The organism is Micromonospora sp. NPDC049151, from assembly GCF_040648395.1.
Taxonomy (GTDB): Bacteria; Actinomycetota; Actinomycetes; order Mycobacteriales; family Micromonosporaceae; genus Micromonospora.
In genome coordinates, this window is sequence record NZ_JBEZDP010000008.1 from 31,056 (window position 1) to 49,686 (window position 18,631).

Sequence of the window (18,631 nt, forward strand, 5' to 3'; positions counted from 1 at the left end):
GCCTCCGGTAGAGGAAGGGCCCCCTTTTAACAACCACTGGCAGCCGTCCGCGCGGCCGATGCCGGGCGGACGCGCCGACCGGTTACGGTCAGCGCGTCCGGTTCTGCGAGGAGGTTCCGCCGTGGCGTTCCCCGAAGACGTGCTCACCGAGGACGAGCACGTCGTGTTACACCTGCACCCGCACTGGAAGGCCCTGATCCGGCCGATCCTGGTGCTCGTGCTCGCCGTCGCGGCGGTCGTCGCGGGCTGGCTGCTGCTGCCCGACGGCAGCGGCGGCACGATCGCGCTCTACGTGATCGCGGCGGTCGGCCTGGCGCTCGTGCTGTGGCTGGGGCTGTGGCCGTTCCTGGTCTGGCGCACCACGCACTACCTGTTCACAAACGAGCGGGTGCTGCTCCAGCAGGGGGTGCTGTCCCGCAACCGGCGGGATCTGCCGCTGACCCGGATCAACGACCACGCCATGCACCAGCGTTTCGTGGAGCGGCTGCTCGGCTGCGGCACGCTGACCATCGAGTCGGCCGGTGAGCGCGGCCAGTCGGTGTTGCACGACGTGCCGGGTGTGGACCGGGTGCAGACGAAGCTCTACGAGCTGGTCGAGGCGCATCACGACAAGCACAGCCTGGGCGACGGCGAGATGCGCGAGATCCTGGCCGACATGGCCGAGGGCAAGTCCCTGCGCGACCAGCCCTGACCCGTTCGACGGAGAAGGCCGGCACCCCTCGTCAGGGGCGCCGGCCTTCTCCGTCGTTCAGCGGCGGGCGCGGCGGGGCTGGAGTTCCGCGGCGATTTCGGCGTCCAGCTCGGCGCCGAGCGCGCCGCCCAGTCCGGCGTCCGCGGGTGCGGGGCGGCCCCGGGGTGGCGCGTAGTCGGCCGGCCGGCCCGGAGGCGGTTCCTCCTCCTCCAGCTCGCTGACCGACTCGGCCAGCTCGGCCACCGGGTCCATCTCGGCGACGTTGTCCCACTCGTCACGCGGGACCGAGTGCCAGGTCTCCTCGGCGTGCTTGGCGACGGGCTGGAAGACGAACGTCCGGTAGGACCAGAAGCGGAACAGAGTGGCCAGCAGTACGCCGATGGTCTTGGCGACGTTCAGGGCGAGCAGGCCGTGTACGCCGAGACCGTACTTGGCCAGGGCCAGGACGCCCAGTTCGATGACCAGGCCCGCGCCGTTGAAGAGGAAGAACAAGACGTATTCGCGCCGGAGTGCCGATTTCGGTCGATCACGGTACGTCCAGTGACGATTCATCAGATACGACGTGATCGTGGCGACAATGGTCGCGATCACGGTCGCCTTCAGCTGACCGTCGCGGAAAACCGTGAGTGCGAGAGCATTGAACACGGCGTAATTGATGACGGTGTTGATGCCGCCGACGATGCCGAATTTGAGCGCCTCGTGGATGAACTTCTGCCAGCGCTCGGGCAGCAGACGGACTCCAGGCATGCGGAACACCTTAGGCAGTTGGCTGGGCCGGCTGGGCCCGGCGGGTCGGGATGGGCGGGTCGTCACGCCCCGGACTCTCGGTCGTGGCTCGTTGCCGTAACGGGAGGTGTTCCCGCCTCGACGAAGACGAACCGTCGGTACGACCAGAACCGGAAGAGCGTGCCCAGGCCGGTGCCGACGATGAAGCTGGCGATGTTGTCGGCCAGGGGGGTCTTGAACACCGCGGGCCAGAGCGCGCCCAGCCCGTAGTGGCTGATCGCCAGGCAGGCCACCGCGATGCCGAGGCCGACCGCGTTGAAGAAGAAGAACAGCGCGTACTCGCGGGCCGGGTTCGACCGCTGCCGGTGCCGCCACGTCCAGAACCGGTTGCCGAGGAAGGCGACGGTCGCGGCGATCACCGTGGAGACGGTCTTCGCGGCCAGTGGCGGCATGTCCCGCCCGCTGGACAGATAGTTGAAGAGGACGAAGTCCACGACGAAGGCGAGCCCGCCGACGGTGGCGAACTTGCTCAGCTCGTGGATGAGGTGGCCGAAGCGGTCGCGCAGTGCTCCGATCGGACCCCGGCGGGTCTGCGGAGCCCCCGGTTGGTCTCCGGTCATCGTCGCGGCCACCCGCTGAGCGTACCGGTTGTCCGGTAACCGGGCGGACTCCAACGGCGAGTCGGCCACGACGGCTTCGCCGCGGCCGTCGCGACCGGCCCGCCCCGTTCGGGGAGGCGTCGCCCGTTCTCGATGTCCGTGAGCAGAGCGTAACGCGCTGTGCGAATCTGTGGAGCGCATCACGGAATCGTCTTTCGCGACATGTTCGTACGCGCCCGTGATCGGGCTTCACGGCCACTCCGGTGACGGACCGCGCCGTCGAAGGTTCACCGCAGGATTTGCGTGAAACTGCGCGCGAAAGCGGGTATCAGATCGTGAAGCCGCAGCGTGGCCGTACCTTGTGCAGTTCTTCACAACCAGTCCCACTGACTGACGGGGCAGTCCGGTTTACGCTGAGCCCAATCCCAGGTTTCCACGAGGCGGCGCACCAGCCCGCCGGAACTCGTGCACCCCATAGATCGGTCAGCGTCGACCACAAGGAGAAGTGACATGGTTGCTCCGGCTGCTGTTCGGGGTATCGATCAGGCCCCGACGTCCCACCCCAAGCTGCTCGCCTGGGTTCGTGAGGTCGCGGAACTGACCACCCCGGACCGCGTGGTCTGGGTGGACGGATCTGATGAGGAGTGGCGCCGCCTCACCGACGAACTCGTCGAAAACGGCACCCTGATCCGACTGAATCCCGAGAAGAAGCCCAACTCGTTCTACGCGCGTACCGATCCCACGGACGTCGCCCGGGTGGAGGAGCGCACCTTCATCTGCTCCGTCGACGAGGCGGACGCCGGCCCCACCAACAACTGGATGGCGCCGGCCGAGATGAAGCGGACGATGACGGAGCTGTACCGCGGCAGCATGCGCGGGCGCACCATGTACGTCATCCCGTTCTGCATGGGTCCGATCGAGGCCGAGAACCCGATGTTCGGCGTCGAGATCACCGACAGCCCGTACGTCGTCGCCTCGATGCGGATCATGACCCGGATGGGCTCGTCGATCCTTGCGGCGATGGGCGACGACGCCGACTTCGTGCACGCGCTGCACTCCATCGGCGCCCCGCTCGCGCCGGGTCAGCAGGACGTGGCGTGGCCGTGCAACGAGACCAAGTACATCTCGCACTTCCCGGAGACCCGGGAGATCTGGTCCTACGGCTCCGGCTACGGCGGCAACTCGCTGCTCGGCAAGAAGTGCTACTCGCTGCGTATCGCCAGCGTGATGGGGCGCGACGAGGGCTGGCTGGCCGAGCACATGCTGATCCTCAAGATCACCTCGCCGGAGGGCAAGGTCTTCCACATCGCCGGCGCCTTCCCGTCGGCCTGCGGCAAGACCAACCTCGCCATGCTGGAGCCGACCATCCCGGGCTGGAAGGTCGAGACCATCGGCGACGACATCGCCTGGATGCGGTTCGGTGAGGACGGCCGCCTCTACGCGATCAACCCGGAGTACGGCCTGTTCGGCGTCGCGCCCGGCACCGACTGGAAGACCAACGCCAACGCCATGCGGACGCTGGACCGGGGCAACTCCATCTTCACCAACGTGGCGCTCACCGACGACGGCGACATCTGGTGGGAGGGCATGGGTGAGCCGCCGGCGCACCTGATCGACTGGAAGGGCAACGACTGGACGCCGGAGAGCGAGGGCCTCTCCTCGCACGCGAACAGCCGCTTCTGCACCCCGATCACGCAGTGCCCGATCCTGGCCGACGACTACTACGACCCGAACGGCGTGCCGATCGACGCGATCCTGTTCGGCGGCCGTCGCCGGGACACCATCCCGCTGGTCACCGAGGCGCGCGACTGGGTGCACGGCGTCTACATGGGCGCGACGCTCTCCTCGGAGACCACCGCCGCCGCCTCCGGCGCGGTCGGCGTGGTCCGCCGCGACCCGATGGCCATGCTGCCGTTCATCGGCTACAACGGCGGCGACTACTTCCGGCACTGGATCGAGATGGGCAAGGGCGCGGACGGCGACGAGTCCAAGCTGCCCAAGATCTACTACGTCAACTGGTTCCGGAAGGACGCCGAGGGCAACTTCCTCTGGCCGGGCTTCGGCGAGAACTCCCGCGTGCTCAAGTGGATCATCGAGCGGCTGGAGGGCCGGGCCGAGGCCGTGGAGACGCCGATCGGCATGGTCCCGGCGCAGGACGCGCTCGACGTCGACGGTCTGGACATGACCCCGGAGGACGTCCGGATCGCGCTGAAGGTCGACCCGGACGAGTGGCGCAACGAACTGCCGCTGGTCACCGAGTGGTTCGAGAAGTTCGGGGACAAGCTCCCCGGCGTGCTCTGGGCCGAGCTGGACGCGCTGCGCGCCCGGCTGGACGCGGAGCCGCAGAAGTAACAGGTGTGCCTGTTGCCCGCACCGGGCAACATCGGATGCCATGAGGACGGCCGCTGAACCTGTCGAGGTCCGGCGGCCGTCCGCCGTCCGGGCGCTCACCACGCTGCTCGCCGTGACCGCGGCGGCCACCGTCGTGGTCGAGCTGCTGAACTACTGGTACGCCCCGGAGCAGGAGTTCGGTCTGGCCGTACGCACCGGCTGGGCGATGCTCCGGTCGCTCGGTTTCCTGCTGCTGATCGGGCACGTGAACAACGGCCGGGTGGGTGCCCGGCCGTTCGGGCTGATCCTGGCGGTGACCACGATCTTCGCGGTCGGGCGGCTGATCGTGCCCCGGCAGGGGGTGCCCGCGCTGCCCGGCCTGGTCGGGTTCGCCGTGCTCACCGCGCTCTGCGTCGCCGTGGTGGTGCTGCTGTACCGCTCCGAGACGATCCGCGCCCACCTGGTCCGGCACCGCAAGGGCCTGGTCGTCGAGGGCGGGACGATCGCCTGGCGGGAGGTCGCCCCGAAGCGCCCGCAGGCGAACGGCTGGCTGCTCACCGCCCGGGTCGCGGCGTTCACCTACAGCCCGCTGATGCTGGTGCCGGCGCTCGTCGCCACCGGCGCCGTGCTGGACGGGCGGCTGTCCGCCGTACCGGCTCTGGTTCTCTGGTTCGGCGCGGGCATCGCGGTCAGTTACGCCGTGCTGTTCTGCACCGCGTTCCTGCTGCGCGACAAGGCATGGGCGCGCCGGGCGCTCGTCGTGGTCACCCTCGGCGTCCTGGCGATCGACCTGCCGCTGTGCTGGTGGCTGCTCGGCACCGACGGCCTGATCAGAGACGGCGCCCCCCTCGTCACGGCGGCGGCCCTCTGTCTCTACTCCCTCCACCGCGCCACCGGACCCCGTTTGATGCCGTCAACCTCATGATCGTCGCCCGGGGCGGGGTGCGGCGGGGGAGGATGAGGGCGTGTGGGACGTCGTGGTGGTGGGGGCGGGGCCGGCCGGAGCCGCCGCGGCGCTCGGCGCGCGACGGGCCGGGGCGGCGCGGGTGCTGCTGCTCGACCGGTCCGACTTCCCCCGCGACAAGGCCTGCGGGGACGGCATCGCCGCGCACGCGCTGGACGTCCTCGCCGAGCTGGGCGTGACCGGGGCGGTCGACGGCTACTCGCCGCTGCCCGCGCTGCGCCTGGTCGGCCCCGGCGGCGGCACCGTCGCGCGGACGCTGCCCCGGCCCGCGTACACGGTGCCCCGCCAGGTGTTCGACGCACGCCTGGTGGCGGCGGCGGTGGCGGCCGGCGCGGAGCTGCGGCGGCACACGGTACGCCGGGTGGAGATCGCCGCCGACCGGGTGCTGCTCGACGGGGAGCTGTCCGCGCGGGCGGTGGTGGGCGCGGACGGCGCCGGATCGGTGGTACGCCGCGCGCTCGGGCACCCGGTCAACCCGGACCGGCACCTGGCGCTCGCGATCCGGGGCTACGCGCCCGCACCGGCCGGGCCGCCGGAACAGTTGATCGTCACCTCGGCGGCGCGCTGGCCCGCGTACGCCTGGGCCTTTCCGATCGGCGACGGGCGCGCGAACGTCGGGTACGGGGAGGTGCTGCGCGGCGAGCCGCTGACCCGCGCGCACCTGCTGGACCGGATGGCCGCGCTGCTCCCCGGCGTCGACCCGGCCACGGTGACCGGCCTGCGGGCGCACCACCTGCCGCTGTCCACCCACCGGCCGGCGCCCGGCCGGGGACGGGTGGTGCTGGCCGGGGACGCGCTGTCGCTGATCAACCCGTTCACCGGCGAGGGCATCTTCTACGCGCTGCGCTCCGGGGCCCTCGCGGGCGCTGCGGCGGCCGGCTCCCCGGCCGGGGCCGCCCGGGTGTACGCCGCCACGTTGCGCGCCCGGCTCGGCACCCACCTGCGGCACAGCTCCGTGGCGGCGTGGCTGGCCCGGCGGCGCCGGGTGGTCGACGCGGTGGTCGGCGCGGCCGGGCGGGACGAGCGGGTCTACCGCACGGTGGTGGAGCTGGGGCTCGGCGACGGCCGGCTGGACGCGCGCACGCTCATGGCGATCGGGGCGGACCTGCCGCGACCGCGCCGGAGCGGTTCGCCCTCAGGTGATATGCCACCGAGACACTGATCTCTCCCGCGGGTCGCTACCCTGCAAGGTGATGACTCTGCGGAAACTCCTCTACTCCGTGTACGAGCGCCGGCTGACGGCGAAGCTCGCGGGCAAGCCCGTACCCGCACACGTCGGCGTGATGTGCGACGGCAACCGCAGATGGGCCCGGGAGATGGGCTTCGTCGACCCGAACGACGGCCACCGGATGGGCGCCGAGCGGATCAAGGAACTGCTCCGCTGGTGCGACGCGGCAGGCGTCGGGCACGTCACACTCTGGCTGCTCTCCACCGACAACCTCTCCCGCCCGGCCGCCGAGCTGGACCCGCTGCTCCAGATCATCGAGGACCTGAGCACCGAGCTGGCCGAGGAGGGCAACCCCTGGCGGCTGCGGATGGTCGGCGCGCTCGACGTGCTGCCGGCGCAGCACGCCGCCGCGCTCAAGGCCGCCGAGGAACGCACCCGCGACCGCGACGGCGGGGCTCAGGTGAACATCGCTGTCGGGTACGGCGGGCGGCGTGAGATCGCCGACGCGGTCCGCTCGCTGCTGCTGGAGCACGCGGCGAGCGGCGGCACGCTGGAGGAGCTGGCCACCTCGATAGACGTCGACCACATCTCCGAGCACCTCTACACAAAGGGGCTGCCGGACCCGGATCTGATCATCCGGACCAGTGGCGAGCAGCGGCTCTCCGGTTTCATGCTCTGGCAGAGCGCGCACTCGGAGTTCTACTTCTGCGAGCTGAACTGGCCCGACTTCCGCAAGGTCGACTTCCTGCGGGCCCTGCGCTCCTACGCCACCCGCCAACGCCGCTTCGGCACCTGACCCCTCGCCGCCGCCCCCGCCCCGCCGCCCCGCCCGCCCCGGCGATCTTGCACTTTCGGCCCCGAGGGCGGGGCTTTTGCCCTGCTTTGCCGGGGCAGCAAGTGCAAGATCGACGAGGGAGAGCGGCGGCTCGGCGGGCCGGGGTGTCAGCGGAGGTGGGGCAGGGCTGAGGTGAGGAAGTCGGCCAGGGCGGCGGGGGAGTCCAGGGTCAGGTCGGCGGCGTCGGCCACCTCGTGACCGGTCTCCGGGTTGGCGACCGCGACACAGACACCGAGGAAGTCGGGGTCGTCGGCGGCGCGGGCGCGCAGCGCGGCGAACGCCTTGATGTCGGAGACGTCGTCACCGAAGTACCAGGCGCCACCGGCGTTCCGGACCGTCTCGCCGATCACCATGCCCTTGTCCCGGTCGACAGGGGGCTTCAGTTCCAGCACCATCCGGCCCGGCTGGGCGCGCAGCCCCAGCCGCTCGGCCTGGGCCCGGCCCCACTCCTGCACCAGCTCGCCGAGATGCGGGGCGGTACGCCAGTGCAGCGCCACGGAGAGCCGCTTGAACTCGACGAGCGCGCCGGGCGGCAACTCGGCGCGGGCCTGCTCGGCCAGCTCGGACATCGTCGGCACCCACGGCAGGGCGGCCGGCTCGGTGACCGTCTCACCGCCGGAGTGGCTGTGCTCCAGGCCGTAGAGCCCGTACAGGTCGATGCCGGCGAGGCCGCCGAGGTGGTCGCGGAGGAAGTCCACCGGGCGGGCGGAGACGATCGCGATCCGGCGGACGTGCGGGGCGAGCGCCTCCAGCGCGGTGAGCACGTTGGGCGCGGGCCGTACGGCTGTGGGATCGTCGTCGACCGGCGCCAGGGTGCCGTCGAAGTCGAAGAAGAGGACGACGTCACCCGCGCGGGCGGCGGTCGCACGCCAGGCGTGCTCCGCGTTCAACGGGGTCTTCGGCTGCTGGTTGCCCAGATTCAACGGCGGCACGCGCGTCAGCGTACCCCGCGCCGGGCGGCGTATTCGTGGCCGAGATGCGACGTCGGAACGACGTGGGGATCAGCGTTCGGCGGCTCCTCGTCCCCGGCGGCCGAACGGCACCACTGCCGCCTCCTGCCCGTGGCTGAGCAGGTAGCCCTCCACGAAGCCGGTGTTGCGGTCGCCGGTGTGCGCCTCGATCTCGTTGAGCCGCGCCACCAGGAACTCGGTGAGCGCGCTGACGCGGTCGTTGAGCCGATCGTGCAGCTCGGCGACGACGGCGAGGATCACCGCGGTGCCGGCCGTGGTGAGCGCGAAGAGGTTGACGACCAGTGGGAGCTGCCCGCCGTCCAGTACGCCGACCACCACGTTGCCGGTCACGCACGATGTCAGCGACACCACCGCGACCACGACTGCCAACCATTTCAGGGTCATGGACAGACCCCTCCTTCTGTCCCGCAGGGCTGGGTTCGGCTGTGTCCCGTCCCCCCGCCGATGACGAGCCCCTAGCAGTACAAACGTGGACGCTAGCGGGTCCGATCCGTCCCCGCGGCGAAACGATCGGGTCTGCTCATCCGTTCTTTCGCCATCTGAGGAACTAGCCCGCCTGTTTCCCCCTAGTTCGGACACCGCCCGGCAGGGTCGGGCGGTATGCGAGGTAACGGATGGTTTCTCGGATGTGGAACTTCTCCGCGTCGGAGACGTTCGGGTCGACCAGCCGGCGCAGCAGCGCCTCCACGTCCGGGTCCATCGGGGGCGGTGCCGGCACGGTGCGCGGCCCGGCGGCCCGGTCCCAGCCGAGCGCGGTGAACGCGGCGGCCGGGTCGAGCCCGAGCCCTTCGCAGAAGGCGACCACCCGCTCCGCCTCCGGGTCGCTGGCCCAGTCGCCGCGTACCCATCGGTTGATGGTCTGGCGGGAGACGCCGGTGCGCCGGGAGACCTCGGTGCCGCTCCAGGCGCGCAGCGCGCGGGCGTCGTCGAGCGCGCGCCGGACGAAGGTGGCGAAGGCGATCTTCCGTGCGTTGGCCGTCTCGGTCACCCCGTGACGGTACGGCCAGTCGGTCCCGAGGGGGTGGCTCGGCACGCTGCTGTCACGCTGACGGGACGCCGGTACGGGATTTCCGGTAAACGATCCAGTGCTGCTCAGGAGGGGTGTCACCCGGGCAGAATAGATGGACACGAGTGCAGCGGCAAAGGGCTGAAAAGCTGATACTGTCACGCTCATGAGACAGCTTACGGTGTGTCACGTGCCTGAGACGACGAGTGCTCACATGCGTCACTCCGCGGGTGCCGAGGGGGTCTCGTGACCGAGCTCGCGACCCGTGCCCAGGCCTTCGGGCTGATCGCGGACGGAGTGTCCGCCGGGCTGAGCGCCCCCTGGCGTCTCTACCTCGCCCGCGGGTGCCGGTACCTCTCGCTCAGTGTCGGCGACCGGGGGGAGTGGGACGCCTGGCGGACCCACCTCGGCTGCCCCGAGCTGAGCGTGCGGGTCTACGACTCCGGCGGGGAGATCCGCCGGGCGTCGGTGGCCGAGGTGGTCCTCGACGGATGCCGGATCAGCGTCGAGCTGGTCGAGGAGGTCAGCACCGACGACCTGGAGCGGCTGCTCGTGGTCGACCCACTGCCCGGGACGGACGAGCGATGACCCCCTTTCTCGCCGTGGTGCTCGTCCTCGTGCTCGGCTCCACCTGCTACGCGGCCGGCCGCCTGCACGGTCAGCTCAGCTACCGCATCGGCTACCGGTTCGGTTACCGCCAGGGCTACTTCGACGGCGACCGGGGTGCCTGGAACCGTCGTCGCCGCGACGCCCAGGCGGCGATCGCCTCGGCGCTGTCCGGTCCCGGCCCGATGGTGGTGACCTCGGCCGGGCGCTCGGCGGTGCCGTTCGCCGGCACCTCGGTACCCGCCGTGGTCGCCGCCCGGCCCGGCTCCGCCCCCGCGGTACGGGTCACCGCGACCGCCCAGCTCGGTGCCGTCGGCCGGGTGGGCACCACGTACACCGGCTCGTCGTTCGGCGCGGCCGGCGCCGGACCACGGGCCGGCACGTTGGTGCGCCGGCAGAGCTGAGGCCCGCGCCGCATCGCGGCGCTCGACGACCGGCCGGGGTGCGCGCAGGGGGCATGCATCCCGGCCGGTTGCGGTCCGCCCGTCACTCGCACAGGTGTACGTCCGGCGAAGACGACGCTTGATCCACGCGCGCCTCTAGCCGCGCGGCCCCGAGGCGATTAGCGTCTAGGCATGGCACGGGGTTTTCCCGGGCCAGCCGGACAGCCCGGACCTGCGTCCTCGCACACGGGGCCCGCATCCGACCCCGTGTCCTCCGGGCACCGGAAGAGGCGGAACTCGGGTGGCCGGGTGCCCATCCGCGGAGCAGGCCTGTGACCACTCGCCGTACCCCCGCCGGAGCCGAGCAGACCCCGGCCTCGACCGCCCCGACCCGCCGGACCACCCGCAGCCGCCGCGCCGCCGCCGCGGAGGCCGAGGAGCCCCGACCAGCCGGCCCGGCCTTCGTGCTGGACACCTCGGTCCTGCTGTCCGATCCGGCGGCGTTCCACCGCTTCGCCGAGCACGAGGTGGTGCTGCCGCTGGTGGTGATCTCCGAGCTGGAGGGCAAGCGGCACCACCCGGAGCTGGGCTGGTTCGCCCGCCAGTCGCTGCGCATGCTGGACGAGTTGCGCGTACGGCACGGCCGGCTGGACCGCCCGGTGCCCGCCAACGACCAGGGCGGCACGCTGCGGGTGGAGCTGAACCACACCGACGACGGTGTGCTGCCGCCCGGCTTCCGCAACGAGTCGAACGACGCGCGCATCCTGTCCGTGGCGCTCAACCTGGCCGCCGAGGGGCGTCAGGTCACGCTGGTCAGCAAGGACATGCCGCTGCGGGTGAAGGCTGCCTCGGTGGGCCTGCGCGCCGACGAGTACCGGCACGGCCAGGCCAGCGATCCGACCTGGACCGGGATGGCCGAGCTGGATCTGGCCGAGGAGGAGATCGGCCGGCTGTACGCGGGCGAGGCGCTCGACGTCGACGCGGCGGCGGGACTGCCCTGCCACACCGGCCTGGTGCTGCACTCGGGCCGGGGCTCGGCGCTGGGCCGGGTGCTGCCGGACAAGACGATCCGGCTGGTCCGGGGCGACCGGGAGGCGTTCGGCGTGCACGGGCGCTCGGCGGAGCAGCGGATCGCGCTCGACCTGCTGCTGGACGAGTCGATCGGCATCGTGTCGCTCGGTGGGCGGGCCGGCACCGGCAAGTCCGCGCTGGCGCTCTGCGCCGGGCTGGAGGCGGTGATGGAGCGACGCCGGCACAAGAAGGTGATCGTGTTCCGTCCCCTGTACGCGGTCGGCGGCCAGGAACTGGGCTACCTGCCCGGGTCGGAGTCGGAGAAGATGTCGCCGTGGGCGCAGGCCGTCTTCGACACGCTCGGCTCGGTGGTGCACGAGAACGTGCTGGAGGAGGTCACCTCGCGCGGGCTGCTCGAGGTGCTGCCGCTGACCCACATCCGCGGCCGTAGCCTGCACGACGCGTTCGTCATCGTGGACGAGGCGCAGTCGCTGGAGCGGGGCGTCCTGCTCACCGTGCTGTCCCGGATCGGTCAGGGGTCGAGGGTGGTGCTCACCCACGACGTGGCCCAGCGGGACAATCTGCGGGTCGGCCGGCACGACGGGGTGACCGCGGTGATCGAGGCGCTGAAGGGGCATCCCCTCTTCGCGCACGTCACGCTCAGCCGATCGGAGCGTTCTCCGATCGCCGCCATGGTCACCGATCTGCTGGAGGACATCCCGGGCTGAGTGCCGCATTTGCACTATTTCATCCTGATATTAGGGGTGACGCAGATCACTTTTCGGCCTGGCCATTTCCCACCGGCCTCACCGTGCGCGATGGTGTCCATCGAGCGTCACCTACCACTCCAGCGCCGGACACGGCCCGGAGTCACACCGGTACCGGTGCGCTCACGGCACCCGGCGTGACCCGACCGTGGCCCACGTGTGCCGTGTCCCTGCCCCCGACGAAGGGAAACTTCGTGAGTCGGCTGTGGAGCCGGTTCGGCGCCCGTACGGCCGCTGTCGCACTGCTCTCCGTGGGCGTCGCAGGCGGCTTCTACCTGGGCGAGGATCGACAGACCCAGCAGCAGGGCCTGACCGCACAGGTCGGCCTGGAGGTCGACCAGGCGGAGCACGCGTACCAGCGTGAGCGGCTGTCCGACCACCGCGTGGACTCGTCGCGCAAGCGTGCCGCCGAGTACCAGGCGAAGCTGCGTGCCGCCGCGGCGGCGAAGGAGGCCGCCGAGCGGGCCAGGAAGGCCGAGGCGGCCGCCGCGTCCCGCAAGAAGGAGCGGGACGCCGCGGAGGCGGCCGAGAAGGAGGCGAAGGTCAAGCCGTACAGCGGCCCGATCCCGTCCTCGTGCGCGGAGTACAGCGGCAACCGGAAGGTCGGTTGCGCCATCATGCTCGACAAGGGCTTCGGCATCGACCAGTTCCCCTGCCTGGACAAGCTCTGGACCAAGGAGAGCGGCTGGAATCCGAAGGCCTCCAACAGCTCCTCGGGGGCGTACGGGATCCCGCAGGCCGTGCCGGGCAGCAAGATGGCCTCGGTGGCCGACGACTGGAAGACCAACCCGGCGACCCAGATCACCTGGGGTCTCGGCTACATCAAGGGCCGGTACGACACCCCCTGCGGCGCCTGGCAGAAGTCGCAGAGTTCGGGCTGGTACTGACATCACCACGACGGCGGGACACACCGGCAGACCCGGGTGTCCCGCCGTCGTCGTGCCGCCGCCCGACTGGCGGCCCGCCGCATTTGCTGATAGCTCTTGGTAGGTGACCTGGCACGGCGGCCCCAGCGGCGACCCCCATCGGTTCGGCACCGACGCGTTCTACGCGGCGCTCGGCCGGGCCTTCGTCGCCATGTGCGCGGTCGTGCCGGTGCTGTTCCTCATCGAGGCGCTCGACGTCGGCCTGCGACTCGGCCTCGACTACACCGCCGGCATCATCCCGCAGCGGCTCCAGGGCCTGGACGGCGTCTTCTTCTCGCCGTTCCTGCACGCCGGGTGGAACCACCTCTACAGCAACAGCATCCCGCTGATCCTGCTCGGCACGTTCGTGCTGGCCGCGGGCACCCGCCGGTTCCTCTGGTCCACCGGGGTGATCATCCTGGTCAGCGGTCTGGGCGTCTGGTTCACCGGCTCACCCAACTCGGTGGTGGTCGGCGCCAGCGGCGTGATCTTCGGCTACCTCGGCATCCTGCTCACCCGGGGCGTGGTGGAGCGCAGCTGGTGGAACTTCGCCGTCGGCCTGCTGGTCGGGTTGCTCTACGGCTGGCAGCTGCTCGGCATCCTCCCCACCGACGAGCGCATCTCCTGGCAGGGGCACCTGTTCGGGCTGCTCGGCGGCGTGGTCGCGGCGATCCTGTTCCGGCGCCGCAACGACGCCGGCGAGTCCGACCGTCTCGGCTCACCGAGGATGACGCTGCCCTGACGGCGCGTTGATCGAAGCGCGGGACGTGCTTGCCCGCGGCCACCCGCCCGCCTACCGTTTCCGCATCAGCACGGGGTGATCCGAAGCGGAAAGTGACGGTACGCCATGCGCGAGGTCGATGTCGCCGTGATCGGGGCCGGTCCCGCCGGGCTCTTCGCCGCCTACTACGCCGGTTTCCGTGGACTCTCCGTGTCGGTGATCGACGCGCTGCCCGAGCCGGGCGGCCAGGTCACCGCGATGTACCCGGAGAAGCTGATCCTCGACGTCGCCGGCTTCCCCGCGATCAAGGGCCGTGAGCTGGTCGCGAACCTGGTCGCCCAGGCGGCGCCGTTCCACCCCGACTACCGCCTCGGCGTACGCGCGGAGAAGCTGTCCTACCTCGACGGCCGGCCGGTGCTCGGCCTGGCCGGCGGTGAGCAGCTCACCTGCGGCGCGGTGCTGGTCACCGGCGGGCTCGGCAGCTTCACGCCCCGGCCGCTGCCGGTCGCGGAGAGCTTCACCGGCGGCGGGATCGTCTACTTCGTGCCGCAGCCGGCCGAGCTGACCGACAGGCACGTGCTCATCGTCGGCGGCGGCGACTCGGCGTTCGACTGGGCCGCCACGCTCGCCCCGCTGGCCCGGTCGGTGACGCTCGTGCACCGGCGGGACCGCTTCCGGGCACACGCCGCCACCATCGAGCGCGTCCGTGCCCTGCCGGTGCGGATCGTGGTGAACGCCGAGGTGAGCCGGCTGTACGGCGAGGAGACGGTCACCGGCGCCGAGCTGACCGTACGCGGCGGCGAGGTGGAGACGCTTCCGGTGGACACGGTGGTGGCGGCGCTCGGCTTCACCGCCGACCTCGGCCCGCTCGCCGAGTGGGGGCTGAACCTCGACCGGCGGCACATCGTGGTGGACAGCGCGATGGCCACCAACCTGCCCCGGGTGTTCGCGGCCGGGGACATCACCGAGTACCCGGGCAAGGTCCGCCTGATCGCGACCGGCTTCGGCGAGGCCGCCACCGCCGTGAACAACGCGGCCGTCGTCATCGACCCGGCCGCGCACCTGTTCCCCGGCCACTCCTCCGACGGCACCTGACGCCGACCGGCGTCAGGGCAGGCCGACCAGGTCCGCCATCAGTCCGATCTGGTGGTCGAAGTACTCGTCGCGGTGCGGCAGCGCCCGGTTGATCCGGCCGAACAGCTCGAAGCTGATCAGCCCGAACAACTGGGTCCAGCCGGCCATGCCACGGGCCAGCAGGGCGGGCGGCACGTCCATGCCGAGCAGGCCGACCAGTTCGGCCACGTCGCCGCGCAGCGGCTCGGGTAGGTCCTCGTCGGGCGGGGCGAGCCGGCCGGACGCCAGCCCGTCGCGCAGGATGCCGACCAGGGTCACAGGTGGGCGCTGGGCCGGCGCGACGGTGTCGTCGGGGGCCGCGTACCCGGGCACCGGGCTGCCGTAGAGCAGCGCGTACTCGGCGGGGTGGGCGAGCGCCCACGCGCGGGCGGCCCGGCAGGCGGCGAGCCAGCGTCCGCGCAGGTCGGCCTGGTCGGCGGCGGCGTCGGCCGCCTCCACGGCGTCACCGAGCGCGTCGTACGCCTCCAGGATCAGCGCGGTGAGCAGGTCGTCGCGGCTGGGGAAGTAGCGGTAGATCGCCGAGGACACCATGCCGAGGTCCCGGGCGACCGCGCGCAGGGACAGGTTCGCGCCGTCGGTGTCCAGGTGGCGGCGGGCGACCGTCTTGATCTCTTCGATCATCCCGGCGCGGACCCGGGCGCGGAGCGAGGGAGCGACCATGTCTCCACTCTGCCATGGAGAGAGCGGCAATCAGAAGAGAGAGCACTGCTCTTGACGTGGGCCGCCGCGTAAGTCATGCTCTGTTGCGAGAGCGGTGCTCTCGATTCGGATTACTGCTTCAGCGAAGGTGGACCTGTCATGACACTGCACGTGATCGTCGGCGCCGGCCCCGTCGGCACCGCCACCGCCCGCCTCCTCGCCGAGCGCGGCGAGCGCGTGCGGATGGTCACCCGGCGCGGCACCGGCCCCGAGCACGCGGCGATCGAGCGGGTGGCCGCCGACGCCGCCGACGCGGACCGGCTCACCGCGCACACCGAGGGCGCGGACGCGCTCTACAACTGCGCCAACCCGGAATACCACAGGTGGCAGACGGACTGGCCGCCGCTGGCCGCCGCCCTGCTCACCGCCGCCGAACGCAGCGGCGCCGTGCTGGCGACAGTCGGCAACCTCTACGGGTACGGCCCGGTCGACGCCCCGATGACCGAGGCGACCCCGCTCGCCGCCACCGGCGTCAAGGGCCGGGTCCGCAACCGGATGTGGGCCGACGCCCTGGCCGCCCACCGCGCCGGCCGGGCCCGGATCACCGAGGTACGCGGCTCCGACTACATCGGCCTCGGCGGCAACTCGCTGCCCATGATGGTGCTGCCCAAGGTGCTCGCCGGGCAGCGGGTGTTCCTGCCGGTGGCCTGGGACGCGCCGCACACCTGGACGTACGTCGGGGACGTCGCCCGTACCCTCGTCGCGGTCGCCGCCGACCCGCGGGCCTGGGGACGGGCCTGGCACGTGCCCAGCGCGCCCCCGATGTCCATGCGGGCGCTCGCCCACCGGGCGGCGGAGCGGGCCGGGGCGCCGGCACCCCGGCTGACCCGGATGCCCTACCCGGTGCTCTGGCTCGGCGGCCTCGCCGACCCGTTCGCCAAGGAGATCCGGGAGACCGCGCACCAGTTCGCCGGGCCGTTCGTGATGGACTCCACCGCGGCCACCGAGACGTTCGGGATCGAGGGGACGCCGCTGGACCGGGTGGTCGACGAGATGGTCACCGGCCTGCGCGCCGCCGCGCCCGCCGCCGCCCGCTAGGTGCGGGGACGGGTCGGGCCGAAGGCGGCGACGAGCACGGCGACGAGGGTCAGCGCCGCGCCGAGCAGCGTGTCCAGCCCGGGGTGCGAGGCGGCGGTCGGCAGCGCCAGGTCCAGCAGCACCGCGCCGACGATCTGCCCGGCGATGGTCGCCAGGCCGAGCAGCAGCACCCCGGTGAACCGGACGAGGGCGGCGGCCAGCGCGATGAACACGATGCCGATCGGGCCGCCGAGATACAGCCACGGCTCGGCCGGGAAAGCGCCGGCCGGCCGGCCGCGTACCGCCAGGTCGACAGCGAACGTGAGCAGCAGCGCCGCGGTGCCCACTGTGAAGTTCACCAGCGTGGCCGTCATGGCGCTGCCCGCCGCCGCCCGGACCCTCCCGTTCACCGCCTGCTGCCAGGCGATGCCCACCCCGGCCGCCAGCGGCAGCACGGCCAGCACCAGCGCTTTCGGGTCGCCGAGCCGGTCGCCCACCGCCAGCAGGACCGCGAGCACTGTGAGCACCGCGCCGATCAGCCGGTTCGGGGTGACCGGCTGCCGGCCGGTCGGGCCGATGCCGGCCCGGTCGACGAGCAGGCTGCTGCCGGACTGCCCGGCCACCACCGCGACGGTGAAGACCGCCACGCCGAGCGTGCCGATGGTCAGCCCCTGCGTCGCGACCAGGAACGCGCCGCACACGCCGCCCAGGCACTGCCACGGCCGCAGCGTGCCGGCGCGCAGCGCGCCGCGCAGGGCGGCCAGTCCCCGCCGGCCACCGGGGGTGGCGGGGACCAGCACCAGCAGGATCAGCAGGCCCACGCCGAACGAGACCACCGCCGCGGCGATTCCGTCGGCCAGGCGTACGCCCAGCTCGCCGTTGATCCGGGACTGGACGGCGACCATCACGCCCGAGGCGGTGGCCAGCCCGACACCTGCGACACGTCGTCCGGTCGACAGCGTCGGCGGTGCCGGTGGTGCCGCCGTCCCGGCTCTGCTCACTCCTGCTCGGCCAGCGGTCGGCCGTCGAAGTCGACGGCCGAGTAGAGGGCGAGCTTCTCCAGCCGGTGGTACGAGTCGATCACCCGGATCGTGCCGCTCTTGGAACGCATCACGATCGACTGCGTGTACGCCCCACCGGAGCGGTACCGCACGCCGCGCAGCAGGTCACCCGAGGTGACGCCGGTGGCCACGAAGAAGCAGTTGTCGCCGGTGACCAGGTCGTCGGTGAACAGCACCCGGTCCAGGTCGTGCCCGGCGTCCAGCGCCTTGCGGCGCTCGTCGGAGTCCTTCGGCCAGAGCTTGGCCTGCATCATGCCGCCCATGCACTTGAGCGCGCACGCCGCCGTGATGCCCTCCGGGGTGCCGCCGATGCCCATCAGCACGTCCACGTCCGACTCGCCACGCGCCGCCGCGATGGCGCCGGCGATGTCGCCGTCGGAGATGAACCGGATCCCGGCGCCGGTACGCCGGATCTGCTTCACCAGGTCGTCGTGGCGCGAGCGGTCCAGCACGCACACGGTCACCTCGGCGGCGTCGGTGCCCTTGACCTTGGCGATCCGGTTGATGTTCTCGGCCACCCCGGCGTTGATGTCCACCACGTCGGCGTACATCGGGCCGACGGCCAGCTTCTCCATGTAGAAGACGGCGCTCGGGTCGAACATCGCGCCGCGCTCGGCCACCGCGAGCACCGCCAGCGCGTTCGGCATGCCCTTGCTCATCAGCGTGGTGCCGTCGATCGGGTCGACCGCCACGTCCACCTCGGGGCCGGTCCCGTCGCCGACCTCCTCGCCGTTGAACAGCATCGGGGCGTTGTCCTTCTCGCCCTCGCCGATCACCACGACGCCGCGCATCGGGATCGAGTTGATCAGCTTTCGCATGGCGTCGACAGCTGCGCCGTCGCCGCCTTCCTTGTCGCCCCGGCCGACCCAGCGGCCGGCAGCCATCGCCGCGGCCTCGGTGACCCGGACCAGATCGAGGGCGAGGTTGCGGTCGAGATCCTGGGGCGTCCGCGTACTGGTGGTTGTCATGGCGGCCTCCTCGCGACGTTGCGGGGTGGGACCGGCGGTCACCACCGCCGGTTTGTCGCTGATCCTCA

At 71.8% G+C, this 18,631-nt stretch carries 20 protein-coding genes; 12 read left to right on the forward strand and 8 right to left on the reverse strand.

The genetic code is table 11. From position 1 onward, the window contains the following. The first annotated feature begins 121 nt into the window (after window positions 1-121). Window positions 122-691, forward strand: a complete 570-nt coding sequence (locus tag AB0B20_RS11715) for a PH domain-containing protein (protein ID WP_357381592.1) — start codon at window positions 122-124, stop codon at window positions 689-691. Between the two features lie 57 nt (window positions 692-748). Here AB0B20_RS11715 and AB0B20_RS11720 read toward each other — a convergent pair whose 3' ends face one another. Together AB0B20_RS11720 and AB0B20_RS11725 are read right to left on the reverse strand one after the other, a co-directional pair. Further along, window positions 749-1,438: a GtrA family protein gene (locus tag AB0B20_RS11720; RefSeq protein WP_357381594.1), complete on the reverse strand. Its 690-nt coding sequence runs from the start codon at window positions 1,436-1,438 to the stop codon at window positions 749-751. 62 nt (window positions 1,439-1,500) lie between these two features. Beyond that, the gene (locus AB0B20_RS11725; protein ID WP_357381802.1) at window positions 1,501-2,037 is read right to left on the reverse strand and encodes a GtrA family protein; all 537 of its coding nucleotides are present in this window, start codon (window positions 2,035-2,037) and stop codon (window positions 1,501-1,503) included. 489 nt (window positions 2,038-2,526) lie between these two features. Here AB0B20_RS11725 and AB0B20_RS11730 point away from each other — a divergent pair, with 489 nt between their 5' ends. From AB0B20_RS11730 to AB0B20_RS11745, 4 genes are read left to right on the forward strand one after another with little or no spacing between them, the layout of a single operon-like run. Continuing rightward, on the forward strand, window positions 2,527-4,368 hold the full coding sequence (locus tag AB0B20_RS11730; protein ID WP_357470089.1) for a phosphoenolpyruvate carboxykinase (GTP): 1,842 nt from the start codon (window positions 2,527-2,529) through the stop codon (window positions 4,366-4,368). 40 nt (window positions 4,369-4,408) lie between these two features. After that, window positions 4,409-5,272: a hypothetical protein gene (locus AB0B20_RS11735; RefSeq protein WP_357381599.1), complete on the forward strand. Its 864-nt coding sequence runs from the start codon at window positions 4,409-4,411 to the stop codon at window positions 5,270-5,272. A gap of 40 nt (window positions 5,273-5,312) precedes the next feature. After that, window positions 5,313-6,473: a geranylgeranyl reductase family protein gene (locus tag AB0B20_RS11740; protein WP_357381601.1), complete on the forward strand. Its 1,161-nt coding sequence runs from the start codon at window positions 5,313-5,315 to the stop codon at window positions 6,471-6,473. A gap of 31 nt (window positions 6,474-6,504) precedes the next feature. After that, window positions 6,505-7,275, forward strand: a complete 771-nt coding sequence (locus AB0B20_RS11745) for an isoprenyl transferase (protein ID WP_357381603.1) — start codon at window positions 6,505-6,507, stop codon at window positions 7,273-7,275. A 146-nt stretch (window positions 7,276-7,421) separates the two neighbouring features. Here the strand turns inward: AB0B20_RS11745 and otsB are convergent, their stop codons facing one another. From otsB to AB0B20_RS11760, 3 genes are all read right to left on the reverse strand, one after another. After that, window positions 7,422-8,246, reverse strand: a complete 825-nt coding sequence (gene otsB, locus AB0B20_RS11750; RefSeq protein ID WP_357470092.1) for a trehalose-phosphatase — start codon at window positions 8,244-8,246, stop codon at window positions 7,422-7,424. Between the two features lie 69 nt (window positions 8,247-8,315). Further along, window positions 8,316-8,669, reverse strand: coding sequence for a hypothetical protein (locus AB0B20_RS11755; RefSeq protein WP_013284062.1), 354 nt, complete (start codon window positions 8,667-8,669; stop codon window positions 8,316-8,318). A 163-nt stretch (window positions 8,670-8,832) separates the two neighbouring features. Then, window positions 8,833-9,273 (reverse strand): XRE family transcriptional regulator, encoded by a 441-nt coding sequence (locus AB0B20_RS11760; protein WP_357470095.1) that lies wholly within the window; start codon window positions 9,271-9,273, stop codon window positions 8,833-8,835. 264 nt (window positions 9,274-9,537) lie between these two features. On the opposite strand from AB0B20_RS11760, the gene AB0B20_RS11765 reads away from it, so the two are divergent. The 6 genes from AB0B20_RS11765 to AB0B20_RS11790 all read left to right on the forward strand — a co-directional run bounded on the left by AB0B20_RS11765 (window position 9,538) and on the right by AB0B20_RS11790 (window position 14,779). After that, on the forward strand, window positions 9,538-9,879 hold the full coding sequence (locus AB0B20_RS11765; protein WP_357381610.1) for a hypothetical protein: 342 nt from the start codon (window positions 9,538-9,540) through the stop codon (window positions 9,877-9,879). Continuing rightward, window positions 9,876-10,301: a hypothetical protein gene (locus AB0B20_RS11770; RefSeq protein ID WP_357470098.1), complete on the forward strand. Its 426-nt coding sequence runs from the start codon at window positions 9,876-9,878 to the stop codon at window positions 10,299-10,301. Before AB0B20_RS11765 ends, AB0B20_RS11770 begins: the two co-directional genes overlap by 4 nt. A 311-nt stretch (window positions 10,302-10,612) precedes the next feature. Further along, entirely contained in the window at window positions 10,613-12,019 is a 1,407-nt protein-coding gene (locus AB0B20_RS11775; RefSeq protein WP_357470102.1) for a PhoH family protein, read from the forward strand. Window positions 12,020-12,252: 233 nt separating this feature from the next. After that, window positions 12,253-12,945, forward strand: coding sequence for a transglycosylase SLT domain-containing protein (locus AB0B20_RS11780; protein ID WP_357381616.1), 693 nt, complete (start codon window positions 12,253-12,255; stop codon window positions 12,943-12,945). A 103-nt stretch (window positions 12,946-13,048) separates the two neighbouring features. After that, window positions 13,049-13,705 (forward strand): rhomboid family intramembrane serine protease, encoded by a 657-nt coding sequence (locus tag AB0B20_RS11785; RefSeq protein ID WP_357381618.1) that lies wholly within the window; start codon window positions 13,049-13,051, stop codon window positions 13,703-13,705. 105 nt (window positions 13,706-13,810) lie between these two features. Then, entirely contained in the window at window positions 13,811-14,779 is a 969-nt protein-coding gene (locus tag AB0B20_RS11790) for an NAD(P)/FAD-dependent oxidoreductase (RefSeq protein WP_357470109.1), read from the forward strand. A gap of 12 nt (window positions 14,780-14,791) precedes the next feature. Here the strand turns inward: AB0B20_RS11790 and AB0B20_RS11795 are convergent, their stop codons facing one another. Then, the gene (locus tag AB0B20_RS11795; protein ID WP_357381622.1) at window positions 14,792-15,478 is read right to left on the reverse strand and encodes a TetR/AcrR family transcriptional regulator; all 687 of its coding nucleotides are present in this window, start codon (window positions 15,476-15,478) and stop codon (window positions 14,792-14,794) included. A 138-nt stretch (window positions 15,479-15,616) separates the two neighbouring features. Here AB0B20_RS11795 and AB0B20_RS11800 point away from each other — a divergent pair, with 138 nt between their 5' ends. Beyond that, window positions 15,617-16,555, forward strand: coding sequence for an NAD-dependent epimerase/dehydratase family protein (locus AB0B20_RS11800; protein ID WP_357470114.1), 939 nt, complete (start codon window positions 15,617-15,619; stop codon window positions 16,553-16,555). Here the strand turns inward: AB0B20_RS11800 and AB0B20_RS11805 are convergent. Both AB0B20_RS11805 and glpX read right to left on the reverse strand, forming a co-directional pair. Next, complete coding sequence (locus AB0B20_RS11805; protein ID WP_357470349.1) at window positions 16,552-17,493, reverse strand: DMT family transporter; 942 nt, start codon at window positions 17,491-17,493, stop codon at window positions 16,552-16,554. The genes AB0B20_RS11800 and AB0B20_RS11805 overlap by 4 nt on opposite strands. Window positions 17,494-17,531: 38 nt before the next feature. Continuing rightward, the gene (glpX, locus tag AB0B20_RS11810) at window positions 17,532-18,563 is read right to left on the reverse strand and encodes a class II fructose-bisphosphatase (RefSeq protein WP_252453116.1); all 1,032 of its coding nucleotides are present in this window, start codon (window positions 18,561-18,563) and stop codon (window positions 17,532-17,534) included. Window positions 18,564-18,631 lie beyond the last annotated feature (68 nt).